The following is a 25,356-nucleotide window of genomic DNA, read 5'->3' on the forward strand; positions in this document are numbered from 1 at the left end:
GATGAGCAACATGGGAGCTTATTAAGGGATGCCAAGGGCCTTGCACAATGGCGAATGAGCGCTTCGGCCGCGCTCGTTTGAACCTTGCTCACACTCGTTCAAGCGCGAGGGGCGCAAACCGCGCATCCGCGTCGGCAGCAAGCTCAAACACAGTATGATGCTCGAGCGCCTGCGTTACCGCGGCCGTATCGCCTTCCAAGGCATCGACTGGAATCAGATGACCAACATTGAAGTCGAAGCGGTTGCCGCGTTTGTTCAAGAGTTCGTAAAACACCGTCATGTCACGCAGTTCCGTCGACCACTTTGCAAACCAGTAAAACAGGCCGGAATTGCGCGCGGTCAGATGAACAGGAAGAATGGGAAGATTATACTTACGGGCAAGACCAACCGCTGAAGTCTTCCACGGACGCTCATTCAGCTTGCCATCGGCCCAATAGGCAATCCGTCCCGATGGAAAGAGGATCGTCACCTTGCCTTCTTTCACGGCATGGTTCGTCAGTTGAAGCGTTTCGCGCGTTTTCAGTTTGCTTTTGAACTCTTCGCGCCACTCGACCGGAATGATCATCTCGGCAAATCGGGGATTGACCCGCACCGCGTCGCGATTGGCAAACAGCATCATGTCAGGGCGCCTGTCTTTCAGGAGATCGAAGACGGCGACGCCATCGGCAATTCCGGTCGGATGATTGCTGACAAGGATGAAACCGCCGGACGCCGGAATGCGCTCTTTGTTGCGAACCCTGATATTGAGTTGCAGCAGGTCGCTCATATATTCAAAGCATTGAAAGCCGGGCATGTTGGCGACATCATCGGCAAACTTGATAGCCCGATGGTAGCGTAGCAGAGCATAGAGAAAAGGGCGCAAGGCCGGCCAGAATGCGCTGCCGACGATCCGCTGGCCGCGCTCGGCAATCAAGGTATCGACGATATGGCCGGGGCGACCGTGGGAAACGAGTGCGATGGCATCAGCAAGCTGCCCGATTGCCGTCGAAGATTGGCGTCTTGCCATGCCGCTTTCTGCCTCTTTTATAGGATGCCTTACCGCAGCCGATGAATGTGATCGAAGCATGACAAATGCTTGGAGAGCATTAGCAATTCTATAACGACCCAACTGCAAAATTGGCGGAAACGCAGACAAAATCAAGGCAACCCCGTGAACGAGATTCTGATTATTGCTGATCCCGCACTCCTTGCCGAACGCGCCGCCTGGCTGCAGAACTTGGAGAGGGAAAGACGGCTTTCGCGCCATACGCTGGACGCGTACGAGCGCGATACTCGTCAATTTCTCGGCTTTCTTGCCGGGCATCTCGGCGGTTCACCCGGCCTTAGCGATATTCGTTCTCTTAAGCCTGCGGATTTCCGCGCCTTCCTGGCAAACCGAAGGAAAGAGGGTGCAGGCGCGCGATCGCTCGGGCGCAATCTTGCAGGACTGCGCTCTTTGCTACGCCATTTGGAAAAAAAGGGGCTGATCAACGCGGCGGGCGCCACTGCGGTTCGCTCCCCCAAGCAGCCGAAGTCACTGCCGAAGCCATTGTCGGACACTGATGCTATTGCCGTATCGAGTGTAGAAGCGCAGCTGCATGAAGAGCCGTGGGTTGCTGCGCGCGATGCTGCCGTCATGACGCTTCTATACGGATGCGGACTTCGTATTTCCGAAGCTCTGTCGCTCCTTCCAGTTGACCTTCGTAGAGGCGCGACGTCGCTACGGATCGTCGGCAAAGGCAACAAGACACGCCTCGTGCCCGTTCTGAACGTCGTTCATCAGGCCGTCGAGCATTATCGCAAACTTTGCCCCTATCATCTGGCTGATGAAGAGCTTTTGTTTCGGGGCGTACGCGGCGGCCCGCTCCAGCCCGCCATCGTTCAGCGGACCATGCAGAAAATGCGCAGCGCGCTTGGCCTGCCGGACAACGCGACCCCACACGCGCTTCGGCACTCGTTTGCAACGCATCTTCTGGCAGGTGGCGGCGACCTTCGCACCATTCAGGAACTGCTTGGCCACGCCAGCCTTTCGACCACACAGGTCTATACCGGCGTCGATACGGCCCGCTTACTGGAGATCTACGACCGGGCTCATCCCCGGGCGTGAGAAAGGCCCGATTTTAATCGCTCGTTAGGCATGTTTCTTAAACGCTCCTACGGCCTCGGCAGATAAAACTATGCCGACTTCAAATATCTGGCGCGGTCGATGGCTGGTCCTAGCCGAGCCGCCTGCAACGGTTGAAGACGGCAATGCGCGCACTCCGGCTGAGACAAACGAAATGAGCCTCTCCATCGAACATCGGACATTGAGACGCCGGCAGGCTGGCGATGTGCTTCTCTGGCTGATCGCGGGCTTCCATCTGCTTCTTCTCGCGGCGCTGCTAGCCGCCGTTGTGACGGTCAAGCCTGCAAACGCCGCGCAAGAACCGCAATGCCGCGGCGTCGATCTTCTTGCTGAAATGAAGGGGAAAGATCCGGCTGGCTACGAAAAGATCATGCAGGAGGCCGCCGCAACGCCGAACGGTCAGGGCGTTCTATGGAAGATTGAAAAACCCGGCATCTCGCCCTCCTTCTTGCTCGGTACCATGCATGTGACCGACGAGCGTGTTGTAAACCTGTCTGACAAGGTGCAGTCCGCCTATCGCCAGGCCAACACCGTTGTCATCGAATCGGATGAGATTCTGGATGAAAAGAAGGTTGCCGCCGCTTTTTTGGCGCGCCCGGACTTGACGATGTACACCGATGGGACGACGCTCGCGTCACTCCTATCAAAAGACAACTTTGCCCTGCTCGATGAAGGCTTGAAGAAGCGGGGCATCCCAGCCGCCGCCGTACAGCGCATGCGGCCTTGGATGCTGATGAGCGTTCTTTCCGTTCCTTCCTGTGAAATTGCCCGCAAAGCTGCTGGAAAACAGTTTCTCGATCAGAAGCTCGCCGTCAGCGCTTTGAAAGACGGCAAGGTGGTCAAGGGCCTTGAGACCATGATCGAACAGGCTGAGACCATGGTTTCCGTTCCCGACAAGACCCAGCTTAAATCGGTCATCGATACGCTTAAGCTTGGCGACAAGATGAATGACGTCGTCGAGACGATGACAGATCTCTATCTCCAGGAAAATTCCGGCGCGATCGTGCCCATGCTGAAAGCGGTCAACGCATCGCCGGAGGATCCGGAGGGCGATGACGATTTCGAGCAGCGGGTGATCATCGACCGCAACAAGCGCATGGCCGAGCGGGCACAGCCCATCTTGGAGGCGGGAAATGCACTCATTGCCGTCGGATTTCTGCATCTGCCCGGCAAGCAAGGCCTGATCGAACGCTTGCGTGCAGAGGGCTTTACAGTCACCGCCGTCGATTGAGACGGATGTTGAGCTATCATAAAAAAGCGCTCCAGACTTTCGTCTGGAGCGCCAATTTTTGAAGACTTCCGAAAAGAAGCCGAATACCGTTTTACATGTGGATCGGCTTGAAGAAGGCGGCAAGAGCAGCCTCCTTGACGGCTTCCGACATGGTGGGGTGGGCGTGGCAGGTACGGCCCAGATCTTCTGCCGATCCGCCAAATTCCATCACCACAGCCGCTTCATGGATCATTTCGCCCGCGCCGAAGCCGATGATATGGGCACCGAGCAGACGATCTGTCTGCTTGTCAGACAGGATTTTAACAAAGCCGTCCGTTGCCTGCATGGCCCGGGCGCGGCCATTGGCCGTGAACGGGAATTTGCCGACCTTATAGGCGACACCAGCTGCCTTGAGCTCTTCTTCCGTCTTGCCGACAGCAGCAACCTCAGGCTGGGTGTAAACGACGCCGGGAATGACATCGTAATTAACGTGCCCATGCTGGCCAGCCAGAATTTCGGCCAATGCAACGCCTTCGTCTTCCGCCTTGTGCGCCAGCATCGGGCCCTTCACCACATCGCCGATCGCGTAGATGCCGGGCACGTTGGTGCGATAGTGGCCATCGATTTCGACACGGCCGCGATTATCAAGCGCAACGCCCACCTCTTCCAGGCCAAGACCTGCGGTATAGGGCTTGCGGCCGGTTGCGACCAGAACCACATCCGCTTCGATCTCCTGAGCATCGCCACCCTTGACCGGCTCAAAACGAACCTTGGCGCCATTTGCGGTCTTCTCAACGCCGGTCACCTTCGAACCGAGATTGAAGGTCATGCCCTGCTTGGCAAGAATGCGCTGGAACTGCTTGGAAACTTCGCCGTCCATACCCGCAAGGATGTTGTCGAGATATTCAACCACGGTGACCTTCGCACCGAGCCGCATCCAGACGGAGCCAAGTTCAAGGCCAATGACACCGCCACCGACGACAATCATATGCTCCGGTACCTTTTCCAAAGCGATACCGCCGGTGGAGGAGATGATAACCTTTTCGTCAATGTCAACCGATACACCTGGAATGCCGGCAACGTCGGAGCCTGTAGCGATGACGATATTCTTCGTCTCGATCTCCTGAACCTTGCCGTCTTCACCCGTTACGGAAACTTTCCCGGCAGCGGCAATCTTCCCGGTGCCGATAAAGCTGTCGATCTTGTTCTTCTTGAACAGGAAGGCGACGCCGTCGACATTCGACTTCACGGTCGCATCCTTGTGCGCCATCATCTTGCCGAGATTGAGCGAGGCGCCAGACACTTCGATGCCAAGTGTGTCGAGATGATGCGTCGCATGGAAGACCTCGGAGGCGTGCAATAGGGCCTTGGAAGGAATGCAGCCGATATTGAGGCAGGTACCGCCGAAGGTTGCCCGCTTTTCAACGACGGCGACTTTCATGCCCAGCTGCGCTGCCTTGATGGCGCAGACGTAACCGCCAGGGCCGGTACCGATGACGACGAGATCGTAAGACATAACAATTTCCTTCGTTCTTGGCGTCTGAAACGCCACTGATATTCGAGTTTCCGGAAGAACTTAGCCGGCCTTCTCCGCTGCGAGCTTCAGGCCAAGCATGATAAAGACCGCGCCGCTGACGCGGTTGATCCACTGGCTTGCGCGCGAAAATCCGGCGCGCATCTTGGGAGTGGTCATGAATAGGCTGACGCCGATGAACCAGGCGATCAGCGCTGTCGCCATCACCAGTCCATAGCCGAACTTAACCTGCATCGGCGTGTGTGCGCTGACCACTGTTGAGAAGATCGACAGGAAGAAAAACACCGCTTTTGGATTGAGCGCATTGGCCGCAAAGCCGAGCAGGAAGGCGCGGATGGTGGATTGCTGAGGCGGCTCATCCCTGCTGGAAGCCTCGACATTCATCTCGGTTTTGCCGGCGCGCAAGGATTTGACGCCGATATATAGGAGATAAGCGACGCCGCACCACTTCACGATATTGAAGAGATAGATCGACTGGGAAATGATCAAACCGAGCCCAAGGATCGTATAGGTGACGTGGAACATCAAGGATGTCCCGATCCCGATGCTGGTGACGATCGCCGCACGTCTGCCCTGCAGGATAGATTGGCGCATGACCATGGCAAGATCAGCCCCCGGCGCAACGATGGCAAAGGAAAACACAGCCATCAAGGAAGCAAGTTCGAAGAGATAGGGATGCAGCGCGCTCATTTTTCGCCCGTCTTTACAAAAACAATGCAACCAGCATGAGCGCAAGACCCAAAATCGCACCCAGCCACACCAGGGATCTTATGTAAGGAATTCCCGCGAGATACAGCGGAATGTAAACGATCCGGCAAAGTGCCCAGAGACCTCCGCCAATGAGACCGAGCGCCGATCCATCTCCACGCAGGATCAAAGCTAGAATGAGCCCGATGAAAGCAGGATAGGTCTCACGGTAATTGCTGGACGCACGCTCTGCACGTCCGGCAATAGGTGACTGGGGCTTTCGTCCCTCGTCGCGGGGCCCGGCATTCCATTGGGAGCCGAGCTCGCGCGTCGCAAGCATGCCTTGCAGCACGATATGAAAAACCAAGAGCACGACGCTCAGCGCCAGCAGCATAAAATAAGGAGTTGCTTCGGAGCTGAGCGGTTCCATGCGACTTGCTTTCTATTAGAGATCCAGAACCAGGCGTTCTGGATCTTCCAGGCTTTCCTTGACGCGAACCAGGAACGTCACCGCTTCCTTGCCGTCGACGATACGGTGGTCGTAGGAAAGAGCAAGATACATCATCGGACGGATGACGATCTGACCGCCGACGACAACCGGACGATCCTGTATCTTGTGCATGCCGAGAATACCGGACTGCGGTGCATTGAGGATCGGCGATGACATCAGCGAACCATAAACGCCGCCGTTCGAAATCGTGAAGGTGCCGCCCTGCATTTCAGCCATGGACAGCGCGCCATCGCGGGCAAGCTTACCGAGCCGGCCGATTTCCTTTTCGATTTCCGCAATCGACATCTGATCGGCATCGCGAACGACCGGAACGACAAGACCCTTATCGGTGCCAACGGCAACGCCGACATGGCAGTAGTTCTTGTAGATGATGTCGGTGCCGTCGATCTCGGCATTAACGGCAGGCAGTTCCTTCAGGGCGTGCGTGACAGCCTTGGTGAAGAAGCCCATGAAGCCGAGCTTTACGCCGTGCTTCTTTTCGAACACGTCCTTGTAGCGGGCACGAAGATCCATGACGGCCTTCATATCCACCTCGTTGTAGGTGGTCAGCATAGCCGCCGTGTTTTGCGCGTCCTTCAGACGGCGGGCAATCGTCTGGCGAAGACGCGTCATCTTCACACGTTCCTCACGGCCAGCATCTTCAACCGTTGAGGGGCCGCGTGCTGCAGCAGGCGCGGGTGCGGCAGCGGCTGGTGCCGAAATTCCCTTTGCGACGGCGGCAATAACGTCGCCCTTCAGGACCTGACCACGCTTTCCGCTGCCATCAACCTGATCAGCGGACATGTTGTTTTCAGCCAGCATCTTGGCAGCTGAGGGAGCAGGCGGCATGCTGGTTGCCGTGGAGCCTGCCGCAGCAGGAGCGGCTGGAGCAGCAGCCGCTGCCGGCTGTGCAGCCGGAGCCGGGGCAGCAGCTTCCGGCTTTGAAGCGACCGGCGCAGCGGCGGCGCCGGCGGCCACGCCGCCCTCGGCGATCTGGCCCAGCAATGCGTTGAGACCAACGGTCTCGCCAGCCTGCGCAACGATTTCCGCCAATGTGCCGGATGCCGGCGCTGGCACTTCGATCGTTACCTTGTCTGTTTCAAGTTCAAGAATGGGCTCGTCAGCCTTGATGGCATCGCCGACCTTCTTGAACCAGGTGCCGACGGTCGCCTCGCTGACGGACTCGCCAAGAGTGGGTACGCGAATTTCAGTGGCCATGTTTCAAATCCTGATGTGCCTGTGATGATAAGCCCGCGTTTACCGCCGGATGCGGCCGCAAGATGAGAGGTGGTATGGTGAGTAGATCCTGTCGGAAACGAGGGTCGGCGTGACGGAGTGAATCGTCATCGACCAACACTTGAACTTCCTGACCATGTTTGACGTCAACGATGACCGATCCCCAAGACCCCTCGCCATCCAGCATAGGCCTAACGGCAGCGGCTGTCTTTGCCGCTGCCACCTGGCGCAAGTCGTCTGAATGCCTCTGCAGCGCTGCCATTTCCCGCGCTGTCCCATCCTGTGGAAAGCGTGATCGCGGCGGCTGCAGCCGGGGAACAAAATAAGCCATCGAGAGCCCCTTAGCCGCCGAGCGCATCCTCAAGGAATGCGGCCAGCTGAGCAAGATGCTTCGACATCAGACCCGTCGCAGGCGATGCTGCGGCCGGGCGTCCTGTGTAGCGAACGCGCTGATACTTGGCATCGATATGGGCCAATACCCATTCGAGATAAGGGTCGATGAACGACCAAGCGCCCATATTCTTCGGCTCTTCCTGGCACCAGACCATCTCGGCATTGCGGAAGCGCGAAAGCTCGTTGATGAGCGCCTTTGCCGGGAATGGATAGAGCTGTTCGATACGCAGCAGATAGACGTCGTCGATGCCGCGCTTTTCACGCTCTTCCAGTAGATCGTAATAGACCTTGCCGGTGCACATGACGACGCGGCGGATCTTGTTGTCCTTCTGGAGCTTGATCGGGCCGTCCTTGATCACTTCGGCATCGTCCCAAAGCAAGCGGTGGAACGAAGATTCGCCCGCAAGCTCGGCCAAAGTGGAAACAGCCTTCTTGTGACGCAGAAGAGACTTCGGCGTCATCAGGATCAGTGGCTTGCGGAAGTCACGCTTCAGCTGACGGCGCAGGATGTGGTAATAGTTTGCCGGCGTCGTGCAGTTTGCAACCTGCATGTTATCTTCTGCGCAAAGCTGCAGGAAGCGTTCAAGACGTGCCGAGGAATGCTCCGGTCCCTGACCTTCGTAGCCATGCGGCAGAAGGCAGACGAGACCGGACATACGCAGCCACTTGCGCTCGCCCGACGAGATGAACTGGTCGAACACGACCTGCGCACCATTCGCGAAATCGCCGAACTGGGCTTCCCAGAGCGTCAGCGCATTTGGACGCGCAAGGGAATAGCCATATTCGAAGCCGAGGACCGCTTCTTCCGAAAGCATCGAGTTGATGACTTCGTAACGAGCCTGGCTCGGCGAAAGATTGGCGAGCGGGATATAGCGCTCCTCGGTCTCCTGATCGTAAAGAACGGAATGGCGCTGCGAGAATGTGCCGCGCTCGCAGTCCTGGCCAGACAGACGGATCTTGTGACCTTCAAGGCAAAGCGAGCCGAAAGCCAGCGCTTCCGCCATGGCCCAGTCGATTCCCTCGCCGGTTTCGATCATCTGCGCACGGTTTTCCATGAAACGCTGGATCGTGCGATGCGCCTTGAAGCCTTCCGGGATCGTCGAGATCTTGCGACCGATCTCTTTGAGTGTCTTCATCGGCATCGCTGTCTTGCCGCGACGTTGCTCGTCGGCATTGTCGGCGGCACGCAGACCGGACCATTCACCGTCCAGCCAGTCAGCCTTGTTCGGCTTGTAGTGTTGACCGGCCTCAAACTCTTGCTCGAGATTGGCACGCCAGTCGGCCTTCATCTTTTCGAGTTCGCCTTCGGTAACAAGGCTTTCGGCGATCAGACGCTCGGCATAGAGCTGCAGAACAGTCTTATGGCCACGAATGACCTTGTACATCTTCGGCTGCGTGAAGGATGGTTCATCGCCTTCGTTGTGGCCGTAGCGACGGTAGCAGAACATGTCCAGCACGACCGGCTTGTGGAACTTCATGCGGAACTCGGTCGCGATGCGCGCAGCATAGACAACCGCTTCCGGATCATCGCCGTTGACGTGGAAGATCGGCGCTTCGATCATCTTGGCAACGTCAGATGGATAGGGCGAAGAGCGCGAGAACGCGGGGTTCGTCGTAAAGCCGATCTGGTTATTGATGATCACATGCATGGTGCCGGCAACACGGTGACCGCGAAGACCGGAGAGACCTAAAATTTCAGCAACGACGCCCTGACCGGCAAAAGCCGCATCGCCGTGGATGATCAGCGGCAAGACCTTGGCGCGTTCTGAAAGCGGGATAACATCGCCGTCGAAGACGGTTGCGCGCATATCCTGCTTTGCGCGGGCTTTGCCCATGACGACGGGATCGACAATTTCAAGATGCGAAGGGTTGGCCGTCAGCGAGACGTGGATCTTGTTGCCATCAAAGTCGCGGTCCGAAGATGCGCCGAGATGGTACTTGACGTCGCCCGAGCCTTCCACATCGTCAGGCGCATAGGAGCCGCCCTTGAATTCATGGAAAATAGCGCGGTGCGTCTTGCCCATGACCTGTGAAAGCACGTTGAGACGGCCACGGTGCGCCATGCCGAACACGGCTTCCTTAAGGCCAAGCTGTCCGCCACGCTTCAGGACCTGTTCCAGCGCCGGAATGAGCGACTCGCCGCCATCAAGACCAAAACGCTTCGTGCCCTTGAACTTGACGTCGAGAAACTGCTCATAGCCTTCGGCTTCGACCAGTTTCTGGAGAATGGCCTTTTTGCCTTCTGGCGAGAAGGCGACGCCCTTGTCAGGACCTTCGATACGCTCTTGAATCCAGGACTTTTCGTCCGGATTGGAAATATGCATGAACTCGACGCCCAGCGTCGAACAATAGGTGCGCTCGAGGATCTGAAGCATCTCGCGCACGGTCGCGTATTCAAGGCCGAGCACGTTGTCGATGAAGATCTTGCGGTCGAGATCGGCTTCAGTGAAGCCGTAGGATTCCGGAGAAAGTTCCTTGTAATCCTCAACAGGGGCAGCAAGGCCAAGCGGATCGAGCTTTGCATGCAAATGGCCACGCATGCGATACGCGCGGATCATCATGATGGCGCGAACGGAATCGCGCGTTGCCTGGAGGATATCGGGACCTTCAACCGGCTTTCCGGCAGCTTCGGCCTTGGCTTTCACCTTCGTCTCGATGGCCTTTTCGACCATGCCCCAGTCGCCGTCCAGCGCCGAAACGAGATCGCCCTTCGGGCTCAAAGGCCAGTTCTTCTTGCGCCAGGACGCGCCCTTGGCCGCCTTCTTCACATCGTTTGGATCGTCCTCGAGCGCCTTGAAGAAGGTGCGCCACTGGTCGTCGACTGAGGACGGATCCTCTTCATACCGCGCATACAGCTGTTCGATATAGGCTGCATTCGCGCCATCCAGGAACGACGTGATCTGGAACTGCTCGTTGGCTTCTTGACGTGCCATGATGATATGCGAACGCCGCGCGCCCGCCTCCTCACGTTGATGAGAGTGCCGGAAATTGTGCCGGCTGCCGCATTTATCGCTGCAAACGTGCAGCACATCCGCTGAAAGATCGGACCGGGCGGAGACTGCGGATGCCGATGATCCGCCCGGCTCTTAAGTGGGCTTAGCCCTTCAGGACTTCAACCAAGGTCTTGCCGAGGCGAGCCGGTGATGGCGAAACCTTGATGCCGGCCGCTTCCATGGCGGCGATCTTGGATTCAGCATCGCCCTTGCCACCGGAAACCACGGCGCCGGCATGGCCCATCGTACGGCCCTTCGGCGCAGTACGACCGGCGATAAAGCCGGCCATCGGCTTCTTGCGGCCCTTCTTGGCTTCGTCGATGAGGAACTGGGCAGCGTCTTCTTCCGCCGAGCCACCGATTTCGCCGATCATGATGATCGACTGTGTTGCTTCGTCGGCGAGGAACATTTCGAGGACATCGATAAACTCGGTGCCTTTGACGGGGTCGCCGCCGATGCCGACAGCCGTTGTCTGGCCAAGGCCCTCGTTGGAGGTCTGGAAGACGGCTTCGTAGGTCAGCGTACCGGAGCGAGAGACGATGCCGACCGAACCCGTGCGGAAGATCGAGCCCGGCATGATGCCGATCTTGCATTCTTCCGGGGTCAGGATGCCCGGGCAGTTGGGACCGAGGAGGCGCGACTTGGACTTTTCAAGACGAGCCTTGACCCGAACCATGTCCATGACCGGGATGCCTTCGGTGATGCAGGTGATGAACGGGATGTCCGCGTCGATCGCCTCGATGATTGCATCTGCAGCGCCTGCCGGAGGAACATAAATCACGCTGGCATCAGCGCCGGTCTTTTCCTTGGCTTCCGCGACGGAAGCAAAAATCGGCAGGCTTTCACCCTTGGAACCGGTCCAGGTTTCGCCACCCTTCTTCGGATGGATCCCGCCGACCATCTGCGTGCCGTAATAGGCAAGCGCCTGCTCGGTGTGGAAGGTGCCGGTCTTGCCGGTCAGGCCCTGTACGAGAACCTTTGTATTCTTATTTACGAGAATTGACATCTTGCCTCAGGCTCCCTTTACCGCAGCAACGATCTTCTGAGCGGCGTCATCCAGATCGTTGGCCGAAATCACGTTGAGGCCGGATTCATTGATGATCTTTTTGCCAAGCTCGACATTGGTGCCTTCCAGACGCACGACCAGCGGAACCTTGAGGCCCACTTCCTTGACGGCAGCCAGAACGCCCTCGGCGATAACGTCGCACTTCATGATCCCGCCGAAGATATTGACGAGAATACCCTCGACCTTCGGGTCAGCAGTGATGATCTTGAAGGCCGCCGCAACCTTTTCCTTGCCAGCGCCACCGCCGACGTCGCAGAAGTTTGCCGGCTCTTTGCCGTAAAGCTTGATGATATCCATCGTCGCCATCGCGAGACCGGCGCCGTTGACCATGCAGCCGATATTGCCATCAAGAGCAACGTAAGCCAGATCCCACTTGGAAGCTTCGATTTCCTTGGAATCTTCTTCCGTTTCATCGCGCAACGCACGCACGTCGTCGTGACGGAACAGCGCGTTGCCGTCGAAGGAAACCTTGGCATCAAGAACGCGCAGATGGCCATTGGTCATGACGATCAGCGGGTTGATTTCCAACAGGGCCATGTCCTTCTCGTTGAAGGCCTTGTAAAGCGCCGGGAACAGCGACTTGGCATCCTCAAGGGCAGCGCCTTCGAGCGAAAGAGCAGCGGAGATCTTCGCTACGTCATCGGCCGTGACGCCAGTCTGCGGGTCGATGGCGATGGTGTGAATCTTTTCCGGTGTGTCGTGGGCAACGGCTTCGATGTCCATGCCACCTTCCGTCGAAACGACAAAGGCAACGCGGCCGACAGAGCGATCGACCAGCAGCGAACAATAGAGTTCGCGCGAAATGTCAGCGCCGTCTTCGATGTAAAGACGATTGACCTGCTTGCCGGCTTCGCCGGTCTGAGCCGTTACCAGCGTGTTGCCCAGCATATCCTTAGCATGCGCCACCACCTCGTCGATGGATTTGGCGAGACGCACGCCACCCTTGGCATCGGCAGGCAGTTCCTTGAACTTGCCCTTTCCACGGCCACCGGCATGGATCTGGCTCTTCACGACGTAAAGTGGGCCTGGCAGCTGCTTTGCGGCAGCGGCGGCTTCCTCGGCCGAGTGGATCGCCACACCCTGGGCGACAGGCGCGCCGAAGGTCTTCAGCAGCGCCTTGGCCTGATATTCATGGATATTCATTGAGGCTATCCTCTGTTTCGATTACTTCAGCGCAGGCGCGATGTTGATGCAGGCCTCGCACAGGCCGGCCACCGCAGCGACCGACTTGTCGAAGGCTTCCTGCTCGGACTTGTTGAGGTCGATCTCGATCACGCGTTCGATACCGCCGGCACCGATCACGGTGGGAACGCCGACATACATGTCCTTCACGCCGTACTGGCCGGAAAGATGGGCCGCGCAGGGCAGCACGCGCTTCTTGTCCTTGAGATATGCTTCAGCCATTTCGATTGCGGATGCGGCCGGCGCGTAATAGGCAGAGCCGGTCTTCAGCAAGCCAACGATCTCTGCGCCGCCGTCACGGGTACGCTGAATGATCTGATCGAGCTTTTCCTGCGTGGTCCAGCCCATCTTGACGAGATCGGGAAGCGGGATACCGGCAATCGTGGAGTAACGTGCCAGCGGCACCATCGTGTCGCCATGACCGCCGAGAACGAAGGCCGTCACATCCTGGACCGATACGTTGAATTCGCGCGCCAGGAACAGGCGGAAGCGCGAGGAGTCGAGAACGCCAGCCATGCCGACGACCTTGTTGGCCGGCAGACCGGAGAACTTCTGCAGCGCCCAGACCATCGCGTCGAGAGGATTGGTGATGCAGATGACGAACGCGTTCGGAGCATACTTCTTGATGCCTGCGCCGACCTGCTCCATGACCTTGAGGTTAATGCCGAGAAGATCGTCGCGGCTCATGCCCGGCTTGCGGGGAACGCCGGCGGTAACGATGCAGACATCGGCGCCCTCGATGGCAGAGTAATCGCTGGCACCGGTCAGATTGGCATCAAATCCCTCAACGGGAGAAGATTGCGCGATATCGAGACCTTTGCCCTGCGGAATACCGTCGGCAATATCGAAGAGAACGATGTCGCCAAGCTCCTTGAGACCCGCAAGATGCGCAAGCGTGCCACCAATCATGCCAGAGCCAATGAGTGCGATTTTATTACGCGCCATTTCGCTGTTTCCTTTGCGACCAAAATAGGATCGGGCGGCGCACCCTCGCGTCGTCCAACGACGCAATCGCATAGACCGATTGCATTAAAATGGCAATCGATTATTTTGGAAGCAGCAATTTCAAACGGTTAGATAATAAAATTCTTACGTAAACGTAAGAATATACGTCACAGATTTGTTACTAATTGGTAGCTTTTTCTGCATGGCGCGCCAAATATTCGCCACTTCTCATTTCAAATAGCCGAGACGCTGTCCGATCAAATTCGAACCCCTCCGTGCCCCGCCGCTCGATCAGCAAATCCTCCGGCATTGCGTCTGCGGTTACGTAAAGGCGCACACCATGATCGTAGAGCGTATCGATGAGGATGATGAAGCGCTTGGTCTGATTGCGCTTTTCCGGACCAAGCTTTGGTACATGGTCGAGGAAGATCGTGTCGTAGCGCTCCGCGATCGCCAGATAGTCAGCCGCGCCAAGGGGCTGTTCGCAAAGGTCTGTGAAGGAAAACCGTGCCAGGCGGTCGGCGGCACGCGGCACGCGGATCATCCGCCCCTTCATTGGAATTTCTGCCGGCTGCGCCTTGCGTCCTGACAGCGCCCGCATCCAAGACGCATCCATCGCCATATCGGTGCGCTCCTCGAGCGGCGTAAGATAAACCGGCTTGCTGTCAAGCTTCTCCATCCGGTAATCCGTCGGGGAATCCAGGCTCATGATGTCGACATGCTGTTTCAGCATATCCACAAATGGCAGGAAGAGAGAGCGGTTCAAACCATCCTTATAGAGGTCGTCCGGCGCGACGTTCGACGTGGCAATAAGCACGCATCCCTGCGTAAAAAGCTCTGAAAACAGCCGGGAGAGGATCATCGCGTCGGCAATATCCGTCACGGTAAACTCATCGAAGCAGAGCAATTCCGCTTCAGCAAAAAGGGAGGCAGCGACCGGCGGCACGGGATCTGCCTGCTTGGTCTCTCCATCCTTGAACTTCTGCCGATGAGCGGCGATGCGATTATGCACATCGGCCATGAACTCATGGAAATGAGCCCTGCGCTTCTTTTGAACCGGCGCGAGGGCGAAAAACATATCCATCAGCATGGTCTTGCCGCGTCCGACGCTTCCGTGGACATACAATCCCTTGACGATGTCGGCCGGCTTCTTGCGAGCATGGAAGAGCCAGCCGAGCGCGCTCGATTTCGCGGCAGGACGCTTCTTCTTCAGATTGAAAAGGACGCGGTCCAGACCGGCCGCCACACTCATCTGCGCTGGATCTGCCTGAAGCTTTCCCGAGGCGGTCAGCGCCTTCAACTGCTCGCCGACACTCAGATTATATTCGGGCAACGGCTTCATGAAACCACGGTCACCTGTTGTTCCGACGCTGGGCGCCGGCCTGCAGCGCCCGCTTGAGGAAGATCCGAGGACGCCGCAGAGAGTTCAAATCGTGCATTCCATCGCCACCTGCATGATGAAGCGAGCGGCCTTGGGATGCACATCAACGGCTGAGATTGATCGCTTGACCGGAATTCGTCTGGCCGCTGAACCGGTTGTCAGCTGTCTTGTAGACGGAGCCGATGGCATTGCCAGAACGATCCTTCAGCACCACCTGCTTGCCGGAAACTTCCCACGATCCCATCGTGGTAAGCTCACCGGTGCAACCGCGCGTGCCACCGCGTGAACCGCTGCCGAGATTGGTCAAAGTCAGGAACATGTCGCAGCTCCCATTGACGCGCCAGCTGCCGACCATCGATTCTTTGGTAACGTCCATCGCGTTCGAAGCAACTGCTGCAGCACCAGGCGCACCGGCGCCGGGGGCAGTTGTGGCAGTTGGAGCGGCCGGGAATTGCGAAGCACCTGCCGGCGGAGGAAGCGTACCACCCTGAACCGAAGGCACCGGCTGCGCGGTCAAAGGCGCAGGTGCCGCAGAGCTGTAGCTAGCATCGTTATAAGCCGTGCGTTGGCAGCTCGCCAAAGACAGGGCGGCTGCAACACCGGCAACCGCATAAATGATCCGCATAATGAACTCCCGATCAGTCAACCGAAGGGCGTGTGTGACGAATATTAGCGGCTTTAACTTAAAACTATCTTTTTAATCAAGCCGCTGACAATTCTTTCCGCCCTGTAGCGAGATTGAAACGCGTCATTGTGTCTTGTTGTTGACCGATGGAGCACAGTCAACAGCAGGCCGTTGACTGTGATGCAGTTTAAATACGACGCTCGACCATCATTTTCTTGATTTCGGCAATCGCCTTCGCAGGGTTCAACCCCTTCGGACAGGTCTGCGCGCAGTTCATGATCGTATGGCAGCGGTACAGCCGGAACGGATCCTCAAGGTTATCGAGCCGCTCACCGGTCGCTTCGTCGCGGCTATCGATCAGCCAGCGATAGGCCTGCAAAAGAACGGCAGGACCGAGATAACGGTCGCCATTCCACCAATAGCTGGGACAGGAGGTCGAGCAGCAGAAGCACAAGATGCATTCGTAAAGGCCGTCCAGCTTCTGGCGGTCCTCATGGCTTTGCTTCCACTCCTTTGCAGGAGTGGGCGACACCGTCTTCAACCAGGGCTCGATCGAGCGATGCTGCGCGTAAAAGGCCGTCAGATCCGGGACAAGGTCCTTGACGACGGGCATATGCGGCAGCGGATAGATCTTCACCGAACCCTTGATGTCGTCCATGCCCTTGGTGCAGGCCAGCGTGTTCGTGCCGTCGATATTCATCGCGCACGAGCCGCAAATGCCCTCGCGACAGGAGCGACGAAGCGTCAGGGTCGGATCAATCTTGTTCTTGATGTAAAGCAGCGCATCGAGAACCATTGGGCCGCAGTCATCAGTATCGACGTAAAACGTGTCGATCGAGGGGTTCTTGCCATCGTCAGGGCTCCAGCGATACACGCGAAATTCGCGCGTATTCTTGGCGCCGGCCGGCTTCGGCCAGACCTTGCCTTCGGTCATCTTGGAGTTTTTAGGAAGAGCGAGTTCAACCATCGTCGGTCCCTCTGAGATCAGTAAACGCGCGCTTTAGGCTCGATCTTGTGAGGATCTATGCCGTCTGCGAGCAGCTCGGTATGAACCGGGCGATAATCAAGCTTCACATCGCCGGCCTCGTTTACCCAAGCCAGCGTATGCTTGCGCCAGTTGACGTCATCGCGTCCGCCGAATGGCCCGGAGGTATAGTCTTCGCGGGCATGCGAGCCGCGGCTTTCCTTACGAGCCTCGGCACCGTAGATGGTGACGATCGCATTGGCCATCAGATTCTGAAGTTCAAGCGTTTCGACGAGATCGGAGTTCCAGATCATAGAGCGGTCGGAAACCTTCACGTCCTTCAGTTCGCTCCAGATCTCCGAAAGACGGCGACAGCCGGATTCCAGCGATTCCTGCGTGCGGAAGACCGCCGCGTCTTCCTGCATGGCGCGCTGCATCTTTTCACGCAGCACCGCTGTTGGCGTCCCGCCACTCGCATGGCGCAAGCCATCGAACCGGTCCATGATCTTGTCGCAGGCCGCAAGGTTGAGAGACGGAACAGGCGAGGCGCGGTCGATGACCTCGCCGGCGCGGATCGCGGCTGCACGTCCGAAGACGACGAGGTCGATCAGAGAGTTGGAACCGAGGCGGTTTGCACCATGCACAGACGCGCAGCCCGCTTCGCCCACGGCCATCAATCCAGGGATGATGCGTTCCGGGTTGGAACTGTTCGCATTCAGCACTTCGCCCCAGTAATTCGTCGGGATGCCGCCCATGTTGTAGTGAACTGTCGGCAGAACCGGGATCGGCTCGCGCGTCACATCAACACCGGCAAAGATCTTGGCGCTCTCGGAAATACCTGGCAGACGTTCGTGCAGAACGGCCGGATCGAGATGGTCAAGATGCAGGAAGATATGGTCCTTGTTCTTGCCAACGCCGCGCCCTTCGCGGATTTCCAGCGTCATACACCTGGAAACGACATCGCGCGAGGCAAGGTCCTTTGCCGATGGCGCATAGCGTTCCATGAAACGCTCGCCTTCCGAATTGACGAGGTAGCCGCCTTCACCGCGCGCACCCTCGGTGATCAGACAGCCCGAACCGTAAATACCGGTCGGATGGAACTGAACGAATTCCATGTCCTGCAGCGGCAGCCCGGCACGCGCCACCATCCCGCCGCCGTCGCCGGTGCAGGTGTGAGCGGAGGTCGCAGAGAAATAAGCGCGGCCATAGCCGCCAGTTGCCAGCACCACCATCTTAGCGGCGAAGCGATGGATCGATCCGTCATCAAGGCACCAGGCGACAACGCCGGTGCAACGGCTGCCGTCTTCGCTCATGATCAGATCGAGAGCGAAATATTCCACAAAGAACTCTGCATTGTTGCGCAGAGACTGACCGTAAAGGGTATGGAGAATAGCGTGACCCGTGCGGTCGGCAACGGCGCAGGTACGCTGCACCGGCGGGCCTTCACCGTAGTTCTGCATATGACCGCCGAAGGGGCGCTGATAGATCTTGCCTTCTTCGTTGCGCGAAAACGGGACGCCATAGTGTTCAAGCTCGTAAACGGCTTTCGGTGCTTCCATGGCGAGATACTGCATGGCATCGACATCGCCCAGCCAGTCAGATCCCTTGACGGTATCGTAAAGGTGCCATTGCCAGCTGTCCGGCGTCATATTCTGCAGAGAGGCGGCAATCCCACCTTGCGCTGCAACTGTATGCGAACGAGTCGGAAAAACTTTTGTGATGCAAGCCGTGCGAAAGCCCTGTTCGGCCATTCCGAGCGTCGCGCGCAGACCTGCGCCGCCGGCGCCCACGACGATCACGTCGTAGGAATGGTCGACATAGTTGTAGGCTTTCCCATTCTGGGCTGGTGAAGTCGGTGCCATAATCAGTCTATCCTACAAATGCGATCTTCAGGACCGAGAAGAGGCAGAGCCCCGCGATCAGGATCGCAAAAAATGTGTTGAGCATCAAAAGGGCGATCTTTGCACCTTCATGATGGACATAGTCCTCGATGATGGTTTGCATGCCGAGCTTCATGTGGATGGTCACCGAGACAACCATCAACACCATGACCACCGCAACCAGCGGATTCGACAACGCATGCACCACTTCTACGTAAGGCGCCCCGGCATGGATTGCCATGAAAATCACGAAGAACAGAATGAGCGGCACGTTTGATACGGCGGTCAGTCGCTGACGCCAGAAATGTTCGGTTCCATCTTTGGCTGAACCGAGGCCACGGACCTTAGAGAGAGGAGTGCGCATATCCATGGGTAAGTCCTCAGAATCGAACAACGACGCCGATCAGCCAGACCAGCACGGTCAGACAGAGCGAAATGACGAGCGTAGCCTTGGCCATCTTTGTCGAAACGGACTTTTCGTAACCGAAACCCATATCCCAATAAAAATGCCGCAGGCCGCCGACCATATGATGTAGCAGCGCCCACGTGTAACCGAGCAATATGAGCTTGCCGATAATGGTCCCGAAAATCCAGTTGACCCAATCGTAATGGGCTTGGCCGCTCGCAGCAGCAATCAGCCACCAGGCAACCAGCAGCGATCCGACATACAGCGCGCCACCCGTGATGCGGTGGACGATGGACATGACCATTGTTGGAATAAGTTTGTAAATCTGCAAATGCGGCGATATCGGCCGATTATTAGTTGTATTCGCCATCAGAACCTCGCGGCGTCATTTTTGAAAGCTCGGGGAGCCTCTCACATCACACAATTGACAAATTCGCTTATGTGCGTTGCGTCAAAGGCGACGTTTACTCACCGAACCCCGGGACCACAAGCACAATCGCATAGCAGAATCCAATTTAATCGATTTGCGCTTTATGGAACCTTCGATCCGTATTTCTCTTTTCCGCCAGCAGCTTATAATCTAGGCGTTACCATAGACATAAGAGATATTTTGACGCAGGATCAGTCTTAACCTTTTGTTAAGCACAAGGACCGGCAAGATGTTCACGCTTAGGAGCGGCTTATTGTTTTCGGTGACTGCCGCCATTGGCCTTCTTCCTGTCGTCTCAGCGCAAGCGCGGGACGGTTATGGTGTTTTCCGCCATCATCGCCATGACTTGAAAACACTTTATTCCAACCCCTCTGAAATTGGCTCGCACCGTACCTCGTTACGGACAGAAGACGATGTTCCGCTCGGCGAGACCAACTCGAGCGTTGTTACGATCCGTTTCGTCGGCGACACCCCAAAACCGGTGCGCTCATTGGACGCACCGATCGCGCCCAAGGCGAAGATCATCGACGCAGTCCATACGAGCGGATGTCAATACGAGGCGGGCGTGTGCGTCATTAGGCCTTGAACCGCCAGACTGTGGTGCGCTTCACGTCACTGTCTTCCAGGATGCGCGTCACCGGCACTTCATAGACCGCTTCCAGATGAAGTCTGTCTTTGGGGAGATAGGCGCGGCCAGGATCCCCGATCAAGATAGTAACCCCCTGCCTCAGCAATCGGTCGAACCATGGCAGAAGTGCATCGGCAAAGGCACGGTCGTAAAAAACATCCCCCGCCAGAAGGATGTCGGCGTCGATGTCGGTCCCGATGATGTTTTCGCTGAGGACGGTGAGGCAAACCTTGTTTTCGTCAGCGTTAAGTCGAACAGCCGAAGCCGCCCAGGGATCGATATCCACCGCGACGACCGATTGCGCGCCTGCTTTGGCTGCCGCGATCGCAACGAGCCCAGAGCCCGTGGCGAAGTCCAGCACCTGCCGCCCGGCAACACTTGCAGGGTGATCCAGGATATACCGGGCAAGACCCTGTCCGCCGGCCCAGGCAAAGGCCCAGAACGGCGGTGGCACGCCCAGTTGATTAAGCTCTTCCTCGGTTTTCGTCCACAGGTCATGCACCTCGCTCGCGAGATGAAGCCGCACTTCGGGAACATGCGGTGGCGCAAGAATGCTCGTATTTGCGAGGATGAAGTCGTCCGGATCGGTCCTCAAGCGATCAATCCGGCGGGTTTTCAAGTCCACCCATGCGGCACACTTCCGCCCATTCGTCATCCGTTACGGGCTGAACCGAAAGACGCATCGAGGTCACGAGCGACATTTGCGATAGCTTGGGATTGGCTTTTATATCCTTCAGAGACACAGGCTTTGGCATGTCGCGGACAGCGCGAATATCCACGCAGTCCCAGCGTGCATCGCCGTTTGCCGTGGAATCGGGATGGGACAAGGCCGCAACCTCGACGATCCCGACGATCTCCAACCCTTCATTGGAATGGTAGAAGAAGCCCTTATCGCCGAGCTTCATGGCCCGCATGTTGTTGCGTGCCAAGTAGTTGCGAACACCGGTCCACTCCGTACCTTTTCCCCCAGCCGCCTTCTGCTGCTCCCAGGACCATGCTGACGGCTCGGACTTATACAGCCAATGCGCCATGCCCTTTACGCTCCCGGCTTGTTGAAGACCCAGTTGAAGGGGCGGATTTCCACGCTCTCAAAAAGGCCAGCCTTCGTGTAAGGATCAGCATCGGCAAGACGCTGCGCATCATCCTTGCTGTCGGCCTCCACGATAACCAGGCTGCCGCAAGGCTTGCCGTCGTCATCAAGGAATGGCCCGGCCATCTTGAGGATGCCCTTCGCATTGAGATCGTTGAGGTGATCGACATGAACAGGGCGGGTTTCCATCCGAAGATCAAGATGTCCGGCCTTGTCGCGGCATAGAATGGCAAAAAGCATGATATGTCCTATTCGCTTTTGATGGGTCTGTTCATGAGCTGTTCGATGGCAGTGTCGATATCAAGACCGCCCGCGATAATTGCCGAAACAGCGGCCGTGATCGGCATGTCGATCTGATGTCCAGCTGCAAGCTGCGCTGCGACAGAGGCCGCGAAGGCACCCTCTATCAGCGTTCCCTGTCGTACATCGACGGCTTCTCCTCTGCCGAGAGCGATCCCGAAACGCAGGTTGCGCGATTGCCGACTGGTGGCCGTCAGAACAAGGTCTCCGAGGCCGGATAGGCCGCGTGCGGTCTCCGCATCGCCGCCGCAGGCCGCCACCAGCCGCGACATTTCTGCAAGCCCGCGCGCAATCAGCGCTGCGCGCGCCGAGTCCCCGATCCCTCGGCCTTCGACAATTCCGCAGGCGATGGCAAGCACATTCTTCAGCGCGCCGCCGAGCTGTACGCCGCGTCGATCGATGGACGCGTAGAGACGAAAGCTCGGGCCCGAGACCGCCTGCGCCAGACGTTCGGCCAGTGGCCAATCTGCGGCGGCAACGACCATGGCCGTCGGCAGGCCGCGAGCGATATCGGCAGCAAACCCAGGTCCCGACAGCACAGCGACGGAGTGATGCGGAAGCCTTTCCTGCAGCATATCGGTCAGGACGTTGCCGGTGGTGCGCTCCAGCCCCTTGGCGCAGCTGACCACCACCGCCTCCGGCGCCAGAAAAGGTCCGTAATGGCGTGCGGCGTCGTCCTGCGCCTGCGAGGGAACGGCGAGCAAAACGATATCGGCGCCGGAAACAGCATCGGGCTCAGCCGAAAACTCAAGCGTCTCCGGCAAAGAAATTCCAGGCAACGCGGCATCATGAAGCCGCTCGGACGCAAGATCGGCCATAAGATTTGGATTGCGCCCGACCAGAACAACGGAATTGCGACCAGCAAGCGCGATCACAGCGGCAAGCGCCGTTCCAAATGCACCGGCTCCAATGACGGCGACGCGACCACTCATGCCTTGGCACCTCGTTTTCCGGAGCCAATCATCCGTTCAGCATTTTGATCGAGTGGCCAGCGCGAGCGCGGTTGAACGTCGAGATCATCTGACGCAAAGCCTTTGGCCATACGCTCCAGACCGGCCCAAGCGATCATCACGGCATTGTCGGTGCAAAGCCGCATCGGCGGCGCGACGAACCGAAAACCATGCTTGGCGCAAAGCAACTCCAGCGTCCGGCGCACCTCTTGATTTGCCGCAACACCGCCGGCCACCACAAGCGCGGGCTCTTCCGGCGTGTTCGGAAACTCATGAAGAAAACGCTGAAGTCCGCGTCCAACCCTGTCCTGGAGAGTGCGGGAAATCGCCCTTTGAAACGATGCGCAGATATCGGCCACATCTTGATCGCTAACGGGTGCAATATCCATTGCGGTCTGGCGAACCGCAGTCTTGAGGCCTGAAAAGGAAAAATCGAGCCTTGCTTCGCCGACCAGCGGCCGTGGCAAGTCGAAACGTTTGGCATCGCCGCGTGCGGCCGCCTTCTCAACCTCTGGACCGCCAGGATAGGGAAGACCCAAAAGCTTTGCCGTCTTGTCGAAAGCCTCGCCCAGCGCATCGTCGATGGTGGTTCCCCAGCGCTCATATTCGCCGACGCCGCGCACCAGAATGAGCTGCGTGTGCCCGCCGGACACAAGAAGCATGAGGTATGGAAAGTCGAGATGGTCGGTGAGCCGCGCCGTAAGCGCATGGCCTTCCAGATGATTGATGGCATAAAGCGGCTTGCCGCATGCTTTGGCAATTGCTTTGCCGGTCATCAGACCAACCAGCAGGCCGCCAATGAGGCCCGGCCCAGAGGTTGCGGCAACCGCGTCGACATCGGACAACGACATTTCGGCGCGAGCAAGCGCCTCCTCGATCAGGGTATCCAGCGCCTCGACATGGGCCCTCGCAGCGATTTCCGGCACAACTCCGCCATAGGCGCTGTGCTCGTCCAACTGGCTGAGCACAACGTCGGACAGGACATTCGGCGCACCGTCGGCAGCCCGCTCGACGATAGCGGCAGCTGTCTCGTCACAGCTTGTTTCAATGCCCAGGATGCGTAGAAAGGGAGCCATAACGCCTTATCTTGAATTGCGATGAACCGGAAAGCCGTTTACGGAACTTCCGGTAACAATGGATCGAAGCGGATGCAAACAAAACCTTTCCGGATCGGCACACGCGGTAGCCCATTAGCCCTTGCGCAGGCGACCGAAGCCCGCGACAGGCTGATGGCAGCCCACGGTCTTCCGGAGGAAATGTTCGAAATTGTCGTTCTCACGACCCGCGGTGACAAGATTACAGATCGCCCGTTGACGGAGATCGGTGGCAAAGGTCTTTTCACCTTTGAGCTCGAGAACCAGCTTCTTGCGGGCCATCTCGATTTTGCGGTCCATTCGGCCAAAGATATGTCCACACGACTGCCGGAAGGTCTTATCTTATCGGCTTGCCTACCGCGCGAGGATATCAGAGACGTCTTGATTGGCCGCACGGCACCCCATCTCGACGATTTGCCGAAGCGGGCAACGGTGGGCTCAGCCTCGTTGCGCCGGCAAGCGCTGATCCGTCGCCGCCGCCCTGACCTCAATGTCGTAATTTTTCGTGGCCAGGTGGAAACCCGGTTGCGCAAACTTGCCGAAGGTCAGGCGGACGCAACCCTCTTGGCCCTGGCAGGGTTGAAGCGTCTGGGCAAGGTCGAGGTTCTCACCGAAATTTTTGAACCCGATGTATTTCCGCCAGCGCCGGCTCAAGGCGCGATCGCAATCGAAAGCCGCACTAATGACGAACGCGTTCTCGCGCTTTTGGCTGCGATCAACGACGATGCGACCTACGACTGCGTTTCCTGTGAACGCGCCTTTCTCAGCGCGCTGGATGGTTCCTGTCGAACGCCAATAGCCGGCTATGCAATTTGCGAAGGCGATCAGATCCACTTCAACGGGCTGATCATCACTCCGGACGGCCAGCATGAACACACCGCGACGATCGACGGCAACCGGCGTGACGCCGCAGCCCTTGGGCTGCTTGTCGGTCAGGATGTCCGCGCCCGCGCCGGAAGCGGATTCTTCGAAGCCTGGAGCTGACGTCGATGCGCGTGCTGGTGACAAGGCCGAGCGACAGCGCAAAACGAACAGCGCAGAAGCTTATCGGGCTCGGTCACGAACCGGTTGTATTTCCAGTGACGGAACCCTTTTCCGATCCTGAGGCAGCGATAAATGCGCTGGAAGACAATCCAAGCCCTCTGGTTATCACCAGTGCGCAAGCCGTCAGAGCGCTTGCCAAACTGCCTGACAAAATTGCCCCGCATTATGGGAGACCCGTTTTTGCGGTGGGCGAGGCCACAGCGGAAGCTGCCCGCAAGGCAGGCTTCATCCATGTCGATGCCTCGCATGGCAGCGGAGCGGAATTGGCCGAGATGTTGAATGCACAGGGCGTTCACGACGTTCTCTATCTTGCAGGCCAACCGCGGGCTGGGACGCTTGAGGCACGCGCAACAGAGCTGGGAATCAAGGTCAACGTCGTCGAATCTTATGCAATGCGTGTTGTGGCGCAGAATAAAGACAGCCTGCGTCGTGCGGCAGGCGGGCGCCTTGATGCCGTCCTTCTTTATTCAGCTCACACAGCGCAGTTATTTTTTGCAGTGGCAGATGGCGCTGAAGAAATCGCGAAAGCAAACGTCCTTTGCCTAAGCGCCGCCGTCGCTTCCAAGGTGCCTCCTTCCTATCAACCGGTGGTGAAAATCGCCCAAACACCGGACGAGGGCACTCTTCTTTCACTTCTTTGAGGCTCAAGCCGCCCAAATTTCGCCGTGGCTCTTTCCTTGCATGGCATCCCTAACTAGTTTCGTTGCAGTGCAGGAAAAAGAGG

General features: G+C 57.8%; 26 protein-coding genes. 5 read left to right on the forward strand and 21 right to left on the reverse strand.

Annotated elements, in window-relative coordinates; genetic code table 11:
- Positions 1-88 precede the first annotated feature (88 nt).
- On the reverse strand, positions 89-1,006 hold the full coding sequence (locus VQ830_RS17095) for a GNAT family N-acetyltransferase (protein WP_337269347.1): 918 nt from the start codon (positions 1,004-1,006) through the stop codon (positions 89-91).
- Positions 1,007-1,150: 144 nt separating this feature from the next.
- On the opposite strand from VQ830_RS17095, the gene VQ830_RS17100 reads away from it, so the two are divergent.
- A complete protein-coding gene (locus tag VQ830_RS17100; protein ID WP_337269348.1) occupies positions 1,151-2,086 on the forward strand; it encodes a tyrosine recombinase XerC in 936 nt (311 codons plus the stop codon).
- A 172-nt stretch (positions 2,087-2,258) separates the two neighbouring features.
- Positions 2,259-3,335, forward strand: a complete 1,077-nt coding sequence (locus VQ830_RS17105; RefSeq protein WP_337269414.1) for a TraB/GumN family protein — start codon at positions 2,259-2,261, stop codon at positions 3,333-3,335.
- A gap of 91 nt (positions 3,336-3,426) precedes the next feature.
- Here the strand turns inward: VQ830_RS17105 and lpdA are convergent, their stop codons facing one another.
- The 15 genes from lpdA to sdhC form a co-directional block, all read right to left on the reverse strand.
- Positions 3,427-4,830 (reverse strand): dihydrolipoyl dehydrogenase, encoded by a 1,404-nt coding sequence (gene lpdA / locus VQ830_RS17110; RefSeq protein WP_337269349.1) that lies wholly within the window; start codon positions 4,828-4,830, stop codon positions 3,427-3,429.
- Between the two features lie 60 nt (positions 4,831-4,890).
- Positions 4,891-5,529, reverse strand: coding sequence for a LysE family transporter (locus tag VQ830_RS17115; RefSeq protein WP_337269415.1), 639 nt, complete (start codon positions 5,527-5,529; stop codon positions 4,891-4,893).
- A gap of 22 nt (positions 5,530-5,551) precedes the next feature.
- A complete protein-coding gene (locus VQ830_RS17120; protein WP_337269350.1) occupies positions 5,552-5,965 on the reverse strand; it encodes an MAPEG family protein in 414 nt (137 codons plus the stop codon).
- A gap of 15 nt (positions 5,966-5,980) precedes the next feature.
- Entirely contained in the window at positions 5,981-7,243 is a 1,263-nt protein-coding gene (gene odhB, locus VQ830_RS17125; protein WP_337269351.1) for a 2-oxoglutarate dehydrogenase complex dihydrolipoyllysine-residue succinyltransferase, read from the reverse strand.
- Entirely contained in the window at positions 7,233-7,592 is a 360-nt protein-coding gene (locus tag VQ830_RS17130) for a hypothetical protein (RefSeq protein WP_337269352.1), read from the reverse strand. The genes odhB and VQ830_RS17130 overlap by 11 nt, the downstream gene beginning before the upstream one ends.
- A 10-nt stretch (positions 7,593-7,602) precedes the next feature.
- The gene (locus VQ830_RS17135) at positions 7,603-10,587 is read right to left on the reverse strand and encodes a 2-oxoglutarate dehydrogenase E1 component (protein WP_337269353.1); all 2,985 of its coding nucleotides are present in this window, start codon (positions 10,585-10,587) and stop codon (positions 7,603-7,605) included.
- A gap of 163 nt (positions 10,588-10,750) precedes the next feature.
- The gene (gene sucD / locus VQ830_RS17140; RefSeq protein ID WP_337269354.1) at positions 10,751-11,653 is read right to left on the reverse strand and encodes a succinate--CoA ligase subunit alpha; all 903 of its coding nucleotides are present in this window, start codon (positions 11,651-11,653) and stop codon (positions 10,751-10,753) included.
- 6 nt (positions 11,654-11,659) lie between these two features.
- On the reverse strand, positions 11,660-12,856 hold the full coding sequence (gene sucC, locus VQ830_RS17145; protein ID WP_337269355.1) for an ADP-forming succinate--CoA ligase subunit beta: 1,197 nt from the start codon (positions 12,854-12,856) through the stop codon (positions 11,660-11,662).
- Between the two features lie 21 nt (positions 12,857-12,877).
- A complete protein-coding gene (mdh, locus tag VQ830_RS17150) occupies positions 12,878-13,840 on the reverse strand; it encodes a malate dehydrogenase (protein WP_337269356.1) in 963 nt (320 codons plus the stop codon).
- A 181-nt stretch (positions 13,841-14,021) separates the two neighbouring features.
- Positions 14,022-15,182, reverse strand: a complete 1,161-nt coding sequence (gene zapE / locus VQ830_RS17155; RefSeq protein ID WP_337269357.1) for a cell division protein ZapE — start codon at positions 15,180-15,182, stop codon at positions 14,022-14,024.
- 142 nt (positions 15,183-15,324) lie between these two features.
- A complete protein-coding gene (locus tag VQ830_RS17160) occupies positions 15,325-15,846 on the reverse strand; it encodes a protease inhibitor Inh/omp19 family protein (protein WP_337269358.1) in 522 nt (173 codons plus the stop codon).
- 187 nt (positions 15,847-16,033) lie between these two features.
- Positions 16,034-16,813, reverse strand: a complete 780-nt coding sequence (locus tag VQ830_RS17165) for a succinate dehydrogenase iron-sulfur subunit (RefSeq protein ID WP_337269359.1) — start codon at positions 16,811-16,813, stop codon at positions 16,034-16,036.
- Positions 16,814-16,830: 17 nt separating this feature from the next.
- Complete coding sequence (gene sdhA, locus VQ830_RS17170; protein WP_337269360.1) at positions 16,831-18,672, reverse strand: succinate dehydrogenase flavoprotein subunit; 1,842 nt, start codon at positions 18,670-18,672, stop codon at positions 16,831-16,833.
- Positions 18,673-18,679: 7 nt separating this feature from the next.
- Positions 18,680-19,060 (reverse strand): succinate dehydrogenase, hydrophobic membrane anchor protein, encoded by a 381-nt coding sequence (gene sdhD, locus VQ830_RS17175; RefSeq protein WP_337269361.1) that lies wholly within the window; start codon positions 19,058-19,060, stop codon positions 18,680-18,682.
- A 10-nt stretch (positions 19,061-19,070) separates the two neighbouring features.
- Complete coding sequence (sdhC, locus tag VQ830_RS17180; RefSeq protein WP_337269362.1) at positions 19,071-19,466, reverse strand: succinate dehydrogenase, cytochrome b556 subunit; 396 nt, start codon at positions 19,464-19,466, stop codon at positions 19,071-19,073.
- Positions 19,467-19,755: 289 nt separating this feature from the next.
- Between sdhC and VQ830_RS17185 the strand changes: the two genes are divergently transcribed.
- On the forward strand, positions 19,756-20,112 hold the full coding sequence (locus VQ830_RS17185) for a hypothetical protein (protein WP_337269419.1): 357 nt from the start codon (positions 19,756-19,758) through the stop codon (positions 20,110-20,112).
- On the opposite strand, the gene VQ830_RS17190 is transcribed toward VQ830_RS17185, so the two are convergent.
- Genes VQ830_RS17190 through tsaD form a run of 5 tightly spaced genes read right to left on the reverse strand, consistent with a single transcriptional unit; the run spans position 20,102 to position 23,570 of the window.
- Positions 20,102-20,749, reverse strand: coding sequence for a class I SAM-dependent methyltransferase (locus tag VQ830_RS17190; protein WP_337269416.1), 648 nt, complete (start codon positions 20,747-20,749; stop codon positions 20,102-20,104). The genes VQ830_RS17185 and VQ830_RS17190 overlap by 11 nt on opposite strands.
- 4 nt (positions 20,750-20,753) lie before the next feature.
- Positions 20,754-21,185, reverse strand: a complete 432-nt coding sequence (locus tag VQ830_RS17195; RefSeq protein WP_337269363.1) for an EVE domain-containing protein — start codon at positions 21,183-21,185, stop codon at positions 20,754-20,756.
- 5 nt (positions 21,186-21,190) lie between these two features.
- Complete coding sequence (locus VQ830_RS17200; protein ID WP_337269364.1) at positions 21,191-21,484, reverse strand: YciI-like protein; 294 nt, start codon at positions 21,482-21,484, stop codon at positions 21,191-21,193.
- A gap of 8 nt (positions 21,485-21,492) precedes the next feature.
- A complete protein-coding gene (locus VQ830_RS17205; RefSeq protein WP_337269365.1) occupies positions 21,493-22,476 on the reverse strand; it encodes an NAD(P)H-dependent glycerol-3-phosphate dehydrogenase in 984 nt (327 codons plus the stop codon).
- A complete protein-coding gene (gene tsaD, locus VQ830_RS17210; protein WP_337269366.1) occupies positions 22,473-23,570 on the reverse strand; it encodes a tRNA (adenosine(37)-N6)-threonylcarbamoyltransferase complex transferase subunit TsaD in 1,098 nt (365 codons plus the stop codon). The genes VQ830_RS17205 and tsaD overlap by 4 nt, the downstream gene beginning before the upstream one ends.
- A 72-nt stretch (positions 23,571-23,642) precedes the next feature.
- On the opposite strand from tsaD, the gene hemC reads away from it, so the two are divergent.
- Together hemC and VQ830_RS17220 are read left to right on the forward strand one after the other, a co-directional pair.
- Positions 23,643-24,572 carry a hydroxymethylbilane synthase gene (gene hemC, locus VQ830_RS17215; protein WP_337269367.1) on the forward strand — a complete coding sequence of 310 codons (930 nt, stop codon included), beginning with the start codon at positions 23,643-23,645 and terminating at the stop codon, positions 24,570-24,572.
- 5 nt (positions 24,573-24,577) lie between these two features.
- Positions 24,578-25,273 (forward strand): uroporphyrinogen-III synthase, encoded by a 696-nt coding sequence (locus VQ830_RS17220; protein ID WP_337269368.1) that lies wholly within the window; start codon positions 24,578-24,580, stop codon positions 25,271-25,273.
- The last annotated feature ends 83 nt before the right edge of the window (positions 25,274-25,356 follow it).

Source organism: Oryzifoliimicrobium ureilyticum (genome assembly GCF_037199735.1).
GTDB lineage: Bacteria > Pseudomonadota > Alphaproteobacteria > Rhizobiales > Rhizobiaceae > Rhizobium > Rhizobium ureilyticus.

Coding starts and splice junctions, on each gene's coding strand:
- VQ830_RS17095 (WP_337269347.1), bottom strand. CDS start 1,006: ATGGCAAGACGCCAATCTTCGACGGCAATCGGGCAGCTTGCTGATGCC.
- VQ830_RS17105 (WP_337269414.1), top strand. CDS start 2,259: ATGAGCCTCTCCATCGAACATCGGACATTGAGACGCCGGCAGGCTGGC.
- lpdA (WP_337269349.1), bottom strand. CDS start 4,830: ATGTCTTACGATCTCGTCGTCATCGGTACCGGCCCTGGCGGTTACGTC.
- VQ830_RS17120 (WP_337269350.1), bottom strand. CDS start 5,965: ATGGAACCGCTCAGCTCCGAAGCAACTCCTTATTTTATGCTGCTGGCG.
- odhB (WP_337269351.1), bottom strand. CDS start 7,243: ATGGCCACTGAAATTCGCGTACCCACTCTTGGCGAGTCCGTCAGCGAG.
- VQ830_RS17130 (WP_337269352.1), bottom strand. CDS start 7,592: ATGGCTTATTTTGTTCCCCGGCTGCAGCCGCCGCGATCACGCTTTCCA.
- VQ830_RS17135 (WP_337269353.1), bottom strand. CDS start 10,587: ATGGCACGTCAAGAAGCCAACGAGCAGTTCCAGATCACGTCGTTCCTG.
- sucD (WP_337269354.1), bottom strand. CDS start 11,653: ATGTCAATTCTCGTAAATAAGAATACAAAGGTTCTCGTACAGGGCCTG.
- sucC (WP_337269355.1), bottom strand. CDS start 12,856: ATGAATATCCATGAATATCAGGCCAAGGCGCTGCTGAAGACCTTCGGC.
- mdh (WP_337269356.1), bottom strand. CDS start 13,840: ATGGCGCGTAATAAAATCGCACTCATTGGCTCTGGCATGATTGGTGGC.
- zapE (WP_337269357.1), bottom strand. CDS start 15,182: ATGAAGCCGTTGCCCGAATATAATCTGAGTGTCGGCGAGCAGTTGAAG.
- VQ830_RS17160 (WP_337269358.1), bottom strand. CDS start 15,846: ATGCGGATCATTTATGCGGTTGCCGGTGTTGCAGCCGCCCTGTCTTTG.
- VQ830_RS17165 (WP_337269359.1), bottom strand. CDS start 16,813: ATGGTTGAACTCGCTCTTCCTAAAAACTCCAAGATGACCGAAGGCAAG.
- sdhA (WP_337269360.1), bottom strand. CDS start 18,672: ATGGCACCGACTTCACCAGCCCAGAATGGGAAAGCCTACAACTATGTC.
- sdhD (WP_337269361.1), bottom strand. CDS start 19,060: ATGGATATGCGCACTCCTCTCTCTAAGGTCCGTGGCCTCGGTTCAGCC.
- sdhC (WP_337269362.1), bottom strand. CDS start 19,466: ATGGCGAATACAACTAATAATCGGCCGATATCGCCGCATTTGCAGATT.
- VQ830_RS17185 (WP_337269419.1), top strand. CDS start 19,756: ATGTTCACGCTTAGGAGCGGCTTATTGTTTTCGGTGACTGCCGCCATT.
- VQ830_RS17195 (WP_337269363.1), bottom strand. CDS start 21,185: ATGGCGCATTGGCTGTATAAGTCCGAGCCGTCAGCATGGTCCTGGGAG.
- VQ830_RS17200 (WP_337269364.1), bottom strand. CDS start 21,484: ATGCTTTTTGCCATTCTATGCCGCGACAAGGCCGGACATCTTGATCTT.
- VQ830_RS17205 (WP_337269365.1), bottom strand. CDS start 22,476: ATGAGTGGTCGCGTCGCCGTCATTGGAGCCGGTGCATTTGGAACGGCG.
- tsaD (WP_337269366.1), bottom strand. CDS start 23,570: ATGGCTCCCTTTCTACGCATCCTGGGCATTGAAACAAGCTGTGACGAG.
- hemC (WP_337269367.1), top strand. CDS start 23,643: ATGCAAACAAAACCTTTCCGGATCGGCACACGCGGTAGCCCATTAGCC.
- VQ830_RS17220 (WP_337269368.1), top strand. CDS start 24,578: ATGCGCGTGCTGGTGACAAGGCCGAGCGACAGCGCAAAACGAACAGCG.